Origin of the sequence: Arthrobacter sp. LAR12-1-1.1, from assembly GCF_040676555.1 — a bacterium.
In the GTDB taxonomy this organism is placed as follows: domain Bacteria; phylum Actinomycetota; class Actinomycetes; order Actinomycetales; family Micrococcaceae; genus Arthrobacter.
Map to the genome: position 1 here is coordinate 108,763 of NZ_JBEGIG010000003.1, position 6,649 is coordinate 115,411.

General features: G+C 64.2%; 7 protein-coding genes, 1 tRNA gene and 1 pseudogene. 2 read left to right on the forward strand and 7 right to left on the reverse strand.

Annotation, left to right across the window (positions count from 1 at the left end):
* Positions 1-105: 105 nt before the first annotated feature.
* The 3 genes from MRBLAR12_RS05125 to MRBLAR12_RS05135 all read right to left on the reverse strand — a co-directional run bounded on the left by MRBLAR12_RS05125 (position 106) and on the right by MRBLAR12_RS05135 (position 3,023).
* Entirely contained in the window at positions 106-936 is an 831-nt protein-coding gene (locus MRBLAR12_RS05125; RefSeq protein WP_364744021.1) for a fumarylacetoacetate hydrolase family protein, read from the reverse strand.
* A 248-nt stretch (positions 937-1,184) separates the two neighbouring features.
* Positions 1,185-1,463 carry a hypothetical protein gene (locus MRBLAR12_RS05130; RefSeq protein ID WP_364744024.1) on the reverse strand — a complete coding sequence of 93 codons (279 nt, stop codon included), beginning with the start codon at positions 1,461-1,463 and terminating at the stop codon, positions 1,185-1,187.
* A gap of 93 nt (positions 1,464-1,556) precedes the next feature.
* The gene (locus tag MRBLAR12_RS05135; RefSeq protein WP_229994466.1) at positions 1,557-3,023 is read right to left on the reverse strand and encodes a glycosyltransferase; all 1,467 of its coding nucleotides are present in this window, start codon (positions 3,021-3,023) and stop codon (positions 1,557-1,559) included.
* Here MRBLAR12_RS05135 and MRBLAR12_RS05140 point away from each other — a divergent pair.
* Positions 3,022-3,207, forward strand: a complete 186-nt coding sequence (locus tag MRBLAR12_RS05140; protein ID WP_229994465.1) for a hypothetical protein — start codon at positions 3,022-3,024, stop codon at positions 3,205-3,207. The two genes, MRBLAR12_RS05135 and MRBLAR12_RS05140, sit on opposite strands and share 2 nt — an antisense overlap.
* A 68-nt stretch (positions 3,208-3,275) precedes the next feature.
* Here the strand turns inward: MRBLAR12_RS05140 and MRBLAR12_RS05145 are convergent.
* The 4 genes from MRBLAR12_RS05145 to MRBLAR12_RS05160 form a co-directional block, all read right to left on the reverse strand.
* Positions 3,276-3,351, reverse strand: a tRNA-Val gene (locus MRBLAR12_RS05145).
* 103 nt (positions 3,352-3,454) lie between these two features.
* Positions 3,455-4,360, reverse strand: a complete 906-nt coding sequence (locus tag MRBLAR12_RS05150; protein ID WP_414645464.1) for an NAD-dependent protein deacetylase — start codon at positions 4,358-4,360, stop codon at positions 3,455-3,457.
* Between the two features lie 31 nt (positions 4,361-4,391).
* Positions 4,392-4,907, reverse strand: coding sequence for a peroxiredoxin (locus MRBLAR12_RS05155; protein ID WP_364744031.1), 516 nt, complete (start codon positions 4,905-4,907; stop codon positions 4,392-4,394).
* Positions 4,904-5,323 (reverse strand): DUF3052 domain-containing protein, encoded by a 420-nt coding sequence (locus MRBLAR12_RS05160; protein WP_018773429.1) that lies wholly within the window; start codon positions 5,321-5,323, stop codon positions 4,904-4,906. Before MRBLAR12_RS05160 ends, MRBLAR12_RS05155 begins: the two co-directional genes overlap by 4 nt.
* Before the next feature lie 437 nt (positions 5,324-5,760).
* On the opposite strand from MRBLAR12_RS05160, the pseudogene MRBLAR12_RS05165 reads away from it, so the two are divergent.
* A pseudogene (locus MRBLAR12_RS05165) lies at positions 5,761-6,649 on the forward strand (pyruvate dehydrogenase (acetyl-transferring), homodimeric type); the annotation flags it as partial.

The window sequence follows — 6,649 nt, forward strand, 5'->3', positions numbered from 1 at the left end:
GCTGAACACTAACCATCATAATGTCTGGCGCCGTGAACCGGACCTGGCTGGTCTCGTTTACCGCCGTTCGCCTGGCAGCACCGCCCGTCGTGGACCGCCGGCTCGTCAGGCGGCGGACACCACGGGATTGGTCAGCTCGCCGATGCCTGCAACATGGCACGTGACCGTGTCGCCGGGAATGATTGGCGCGGACCCGGCGGGGAATCCCGTCAGTACCAGGTCGCCCGGGTGAAGAGTCATGAAGGAGGTCAGATAGGCGAGGATTTCCTCTACCCGCCAGCCGAGATCGGCGGAACTGGCCGGCTTGAGCTCCACCCCGTTGTGCTTGATTCCGATTGCCAGGTGGTCCTCCGTCAGCTTCGTGACGACCCACGGCCCTGCAGGCGTGAACGTGTCCTGGCTCTTGGCGCTGATCCACAGCTCGTCGGATTCCTGCAGGTCCCTGGCGGAGACGTCGTTTCCGATGGTGTATCCCAGGACTGCGCTCTTGGCGTTGCCGGGCGTCAATCCGCGGGCTTTGCGCCCGATGACGATTGTCAGTTCGGCCTCAGGCTCGACGCGACCCACCCCCGGCCGGAGTTCAATTGCATCGCCCGGACCGACCACGCTGGTCGCCGCCTTGTGGAAGGCCTGCGGCGGAAGGTCGCGGCCTGCGCGGCCGGTATTGTGCGCCATGCCCAGGACGTTGGCCGGGACGCTGGGCGCGAGGAACGTAAACGATGCCTCATCCACCGTCGCGCCGATTTCCCAGCCGCCGCGCGGCCGGCTGCCGGCATTGGCCACAGAGCCAGGGAACGGAGAGGTGGCTACCGTCCACACCCGGCCGGCCGCACTGGCAAAGTCCGGTGCGTCGTTGGTGACAAAGAAGTGTTCGTCGTCGGCAGCACGGGAAAGGGGGCGGACTCTGGCGATTCGGCGGGCACTCGTGGCGGTCATGAAAACATCCTAGGCGGCAGGGTCCCGGGGCCTGCGAATAGGCCATCGAATGGCGTAATTCTGCCGCGGTGAAACGCCGTCGGTGTTTCACATTTCCAAACGTTCACGGTATATTCATTACAAGCCTTCCACCGCGGCATCCCCCAATAGTCGCGGTGGAAGGCTTTTCCAATGCCCGGGTTGAGCCGGTGTCCGGGACCACCATCAGAAGCCGGCGGGACCGGCCGATCGTTGCCCGCCCCGCCATCTTACGCGGCGTCCGCGACCGCTTCCCGGAGCCGCCAGCCGCCGCCGAGGCCGTCCCGGATCAGTTCCATGGTGGTCAGGGCCGATCCCCGGTTGCGGCCAAGCCTTGCCTGGACCTGCCAGACCTCGACGTCAACGCGGCTCAGGCCCTTGGGCATCCGGCGCTCGGCCTCCCACCAGCTGACCCGTTCGAACCAGCGGACCGGCTCGACCCCGATCAACCATTCCCTGCCCCCGCGGACTACCGCCAGGGGCCGCCCGTCCGGGCCTGTCTTCACCATTACGTGCTCCATGCCCGTCACATTAGGGTTAAGCCCTGACATTTTAGGTCCCGGACATTTTCGGAGCGCGGGCCGGCGTCGGACTCTCAGTACTTAGTCGGCGGCGTGCAAGGACACTACACGCGGCTCGCACCAACGGATGAAGACATCTGCCGGCTGTATCTTCTTGCCCCGCAGCGCGATGCCCGCAATCGTAAGGCCTTCTGGCAGGGGCAGGCTGTGGCGCACCACCCCGCGGGATTCGCGCGACCAGGCCAGCCGGTACAATCCGTAATCGGGGCTTGATCGCAGCCCAAGTTTGAGTCCCAGTTCCTCAACGTCCACGCCTTCTGCAGCACTGAGCTCGTACGAGATGACGGCAAAAGCCCCGTTGAGCTGCTGCGCTGACTCGAACTCAAACTCGAACTCAAGCAGCCCCTGGGTAATCTCCGGGTCCAGGGGAAACACCAGCGCGGTCTCTTGGGACAGGCGTAGGAGTTCCGCGCCGGGGAAGGACAGCTCATGCGCCGCGGGCTCACCGCGGATGATGTCTTGGTAGAGGGTTGGCCACCTATCTGCGGAGATCCCTTCCGCCCGCAGAGCCGGAAGTTTGTCCAGCCGCGCCAAGGATGCGACGGCGCGTTCATAAGGGGTGGTGCTGAGCGTTGAGTCCTGATCGCCGTGACGCACTTGGAAGAACATGTGCTCCCGGGAATCAAGGATGGTCGGCATCACCCGGTCCACACCGTGATGCGGACCGGGTGTGTTGATTTCGAGCCGGCCCCGGATCGGGTCGAATGCAGCGACGAAGGCCATGCCCTGCGCCGACTTCGGGTGGTAGTACTCCCGAAGGTTCACCAGTTCGCTGTCGGCCTTGTAGGCTGTCAGGCCGAGGCCGAAGGACACGGCCATGCCGACATTGCTTAAGGCCCGGTAGCTTGCAAGCCGTGTCAGGTAGTTGGTGGCGAGCACGTCGTCGTCGTCTAGGCGGAACCACGCGACCGGCTGCACGCCGGCGTCGGCGTCGAACTTGCTGGCGAGGTCCTGCTCAATCAGGGGCTTCACTTCTTCGATGCCAGTTCCCCGGACGACGTCGTTCCATTCCACCGGGACCAGGAACGGGTAGTGGGCCGCGGCCGCGAGCAGCACCTCCTGATGGCGCTGCGGCAGAAGGCTGGAATACAGAACGAAGTGTTTGTAGTCGTAATCTTCAGCCATGGCGGCCAGCGCCGGCACGGAACGGGTGAAGAACATTTCCTCCCGCAACTCAAGCCGTCGTTCCGAAAAGAGATACCCCATGTACTCTTCGGGAGTCTTGAAGACACCGCTGCTGGACGTTTTCCACGACTGCGATCCGGGTGAGAAGAGGCTGTAGCGAGTGACTCCGTAAAACATGATCCTCCGCAAAATTGTCTCAACGTCCCGTTCAACTGTATCGCCGGCCTGCCCGCGAACCGCATAGCGCAGGCATGCGGTGTCAATAATGACGGAGATTTCCCGAATTAAGCGGGGCAAGTGATAAGTTCGGTCCCGTGCCGGGGCGCACAGGGCGCCTTGGAAGAACCAAAGGGAATCCAACATGGCTGAATCGAACGCTCAGAAACTGGAGAAGGCGAAAGCTATTGTGCTGGATTCGATCGTGAAGGTTGGCGTTTCAACCAACCAGTCGCAGGCCGTGCAACGGCTCGCCAACGCATATGCCCTGCTTGAAGGGAACGTAGCGCCCATCAGCGGCCCCAACGAATCGGCGCCGAAAAGCGCCTGAGCCGGTCTACCGGAAGCACAAAACCCCGTTTTTGCGGACCATTTGGTCCGAAATGACGGGGTTTTCTGTGGTGGGTCCTACCGGGATCGAACCGATGACATCCACGGTGTAAACGTGGCGCTCTACCAGCTGAGCTAAAGACCCAAACCGCGGAATCCGCGCCTCAGCGCTTCAACCAACGAACAGCTACTGTACCGGATGTCACCGGCCAAGCGCCAATCGCCAAGCCAATCCGCCCGGCCCTCCGCTACAGTGGCGGCAGCTCGGCGGCGAGCCAGGTCAAGGCCCCGCTGACGCCTGCCTCCAGCTTGATGGTGGCGAGGCCGTCCCCACCGGTCGGTCCCCTGTTGATGATGACCACGGCTTTTCCCTGTTTCGCGGCGTGGCGGACAAATCGCAGGCCGCTCATCACGGTGAGCGACGAACCTGCCACCAGGAGCGCCCGGGCCGCGTCCACCATGGCGTAAGAGCGCTCAACGCGGTCCTTGGGCACGTTTTCGCCGAAGTACACAAAGTCCGGTTTCAAGGTTCCCCCGCAGGCGGGACAGCGGGCGACGACGAACGATTCGATGAGTCCGGAGTCCTCGACTGCGGCATCGGCGTCGGGAGCCATTTCCACCACCCCGGCGGCCTGGGCCCGTTCCAGGAACCCGGGGTTGAGTTCCTCAAGGACACTGGCCAGCATCCGGCGGCTGAAGCGCCGGTGGCAGTCCAGGCACACAACCTGGTCGAACCGGCCGTGCAGGTCCACCACGTTGACGCTGCCGGCGTCCTCGTGGAGCCGGTCCACGTTCTGGGTAATGAGTCCGGTGAGCAGTCCCCGCTGCTCCAGCCGGGCCACCGCGGCGTGGCCGTCGTTGGGATCCGCCCGGCGCAGGTGCGACCAGCCGATGTGGTTGCGGGCCCAGTAGCGTTGCCGGTTTCCGGGTGCGCCGATGAACTCCTGGTAGGTCATGGGGGTCCGCGGCGCGGCGCCCGGGCCGCGGTAGTCCGGGATGCCCGAATCCGTACTCAGGCCAGCGCCGGTCAGCACGGCGAACGGTAGCCCGGACAGGAGGCCGTGGATGTCCTGCAGGATCCCGAGTTCGCTGCGCCGGAGCTCAGCGGCGGTCCCGGCGGCCGTGACCGGCGGGAGGCTGGCAAACCCGGTCATCCCGATTCCTGGCCGCCGCTGCCTCACCGGATCAGTTCCCGCCGAGTCCCGCGAGGGCAGTCCGGTATTCGGCAAGGTCCCGGGCCTGGCCGCGGGGATTCACCACGACGTAGCGGACAATTCCCGCCGCGTCGATGATGAAGGTGCCGCGCAGCGCCATGCCGCTCTCAAGGTCGAACACCCCATACGCCGAGGCCACGGCGCCGTGCGGCCAAAAGTCGGCGAGCAGGTCGAAGCCGTAGCCTTCCTTTTCGGCGTAGGCCCGCTGGGCGAACTTGCTGTCAACCGAGACTGCCAGCACGGCGGCATCGGCATCTTCGAACAGGGCCAGATTGTCCCGGATTTCGCACAGTTCCCCGGTGCAGATGCCGGAGAAAGCGAAGGGATAAAAGACAATGACGACATTGCGCCCGCGGAAGTCCGAGAGGGTTACCGGCTCGCCGAACTGATTGGCGAGCTCGAAATCCGGGGCAAAATCGCCGACAGCGGGAACGGGCGCGACGGCGGCGGCCGGCCCGGAGGCTTCCTGCTGGACCGCTTGGGTCACTTGTTCTTCCGCGTGACCAGCCGGGTGGCGCTCCAGTCCTTCGAGACGCCGGCGGAGGTGGTGTAGTGGAGCCCTGCGGTGGGCGCGGCGTCCTGGATGTCCGCCGGCGACACGTAGCCGTCCCGGCCGGACTTGGGAGTCAGGACCCACACAACGCCGCCCTCGGTGAGAGTGGTCAGCGAATCGACCAGGGTGTCAACAAGGTCTCCGTCACCTGCCCGCCACCAAAGAATGGCGGCATCGACCACCTCGTGATCGTCCTCGTCGAGAAGCTCAGAGCCCGTGAGATCTTCGATATCGTCTCGCAAGTCGAAGTCGACATCGTCGTCATAACCGAATTCCTGAATCAGGTCCCCGTCTTTGAAACCCAGTTTCTCCGCCACATTTACCGAAGTGGCGGCGTCGGCCTCGCTCACGTGTTGCTCCTATGCTTTGTGAATTGCTTCATGTTTTCAATGGCACTAGTGATTTCCATTACTCCAAGCCAACACCCTTTGAGCTCTCGCTTCAAGCTGTTGGCCCCGCGATCCGCCATATTCTGCGTCACACGAGACGATCCGAAGGCTGCCGGGCAGTGCTTCGTCACACAACCAGTATGCCCGTGAAATACGGCGGCGGGTCCATGGGGCGGCTACGCATCCGCCAGCGCGCACGGCTAGAGTGGCTGATGACGACTACGCCTGCGCGGGCAACCGCCCTGCTAATTACAGGCAGGCGTACCGTGATTGGACCTTGCCCGGCGCATACGACCGGGCTGTTGTAACCGATATGTCGCACACGTCGCGTTCACGCCAGGCAGTCACCCTGCCCGGAGCTGAGGGTGCCGATAGATGCGCTCAAAGAGAGGTTGGACGTGGCTGCAGGAGAAGATACCTCCCATATCCTCAGCGGGTTGACAAACCAGCTGCCTGATCGTGATCCGGAAGAGACCGCCGAATGGCTGGAGTCCCTGGATACCCTGATTCAGGAACAGGGCACCGAGCGTGCCCAGTACATTATGCGCAGCCTGCTCCAGCGGGCCGGGGCGCAGAGCGTGGGTGTTCCGATGGTCACCACCACGGACTACGTCAACACCATCCCGGTGGACCAGGAAGCGGCGTTCCCCGGGGACGAGGAAATCGAACGCAAGTACCGGGCCTGGCTGCGCTGGAACGCCGCGGTCATGGTGCACCGGGCCCAGCGCGCCGATATCGGCGTCGGCGGGCACATCTCCACCTACGCCGGGGCCGCGACCCTGTACGAGGTCGGGTTCAACCACTTCTTCCGCGGCAAGGACCACCCCGGCGGCGGGGACCAGGTCTTCTTCCAGGGCCACGCCTCCCCCGGCATGTACGCCCGTGCCTTCATGGAAGGCCGGCTGTCCGAGGAGGACCTGGACGGCTTCCGGCAGGAGAAGTCCAAGGAAGGCCACGCCCTGTCCTCCTACCCGCACCCGCGCCTGATGCCGGAGTTCTGGGAATTTCCCACGGTCTCGATGGGCATCGGGCCGATGAACGCGATCTACCAGGCGCAGTCGAACCGGTACCTGCACAACCGCGGCATCAAGGACACCTCGGACCAGCAGGTCTGGGCGTTCCTGGGCGACGGCGAAATGGACGAGCCCGAGTCCCGCGGGCTGCTCCAGCTCGCCGCGAACGACAAGCTCGACAACCTGAACTTCGTGATCAACTGCAACCTCCAGCGCCTCGACGGACCGGTGCGCGGCAACGGCAAGATCATGCAGGAACTCGAGGCCTTCTTCC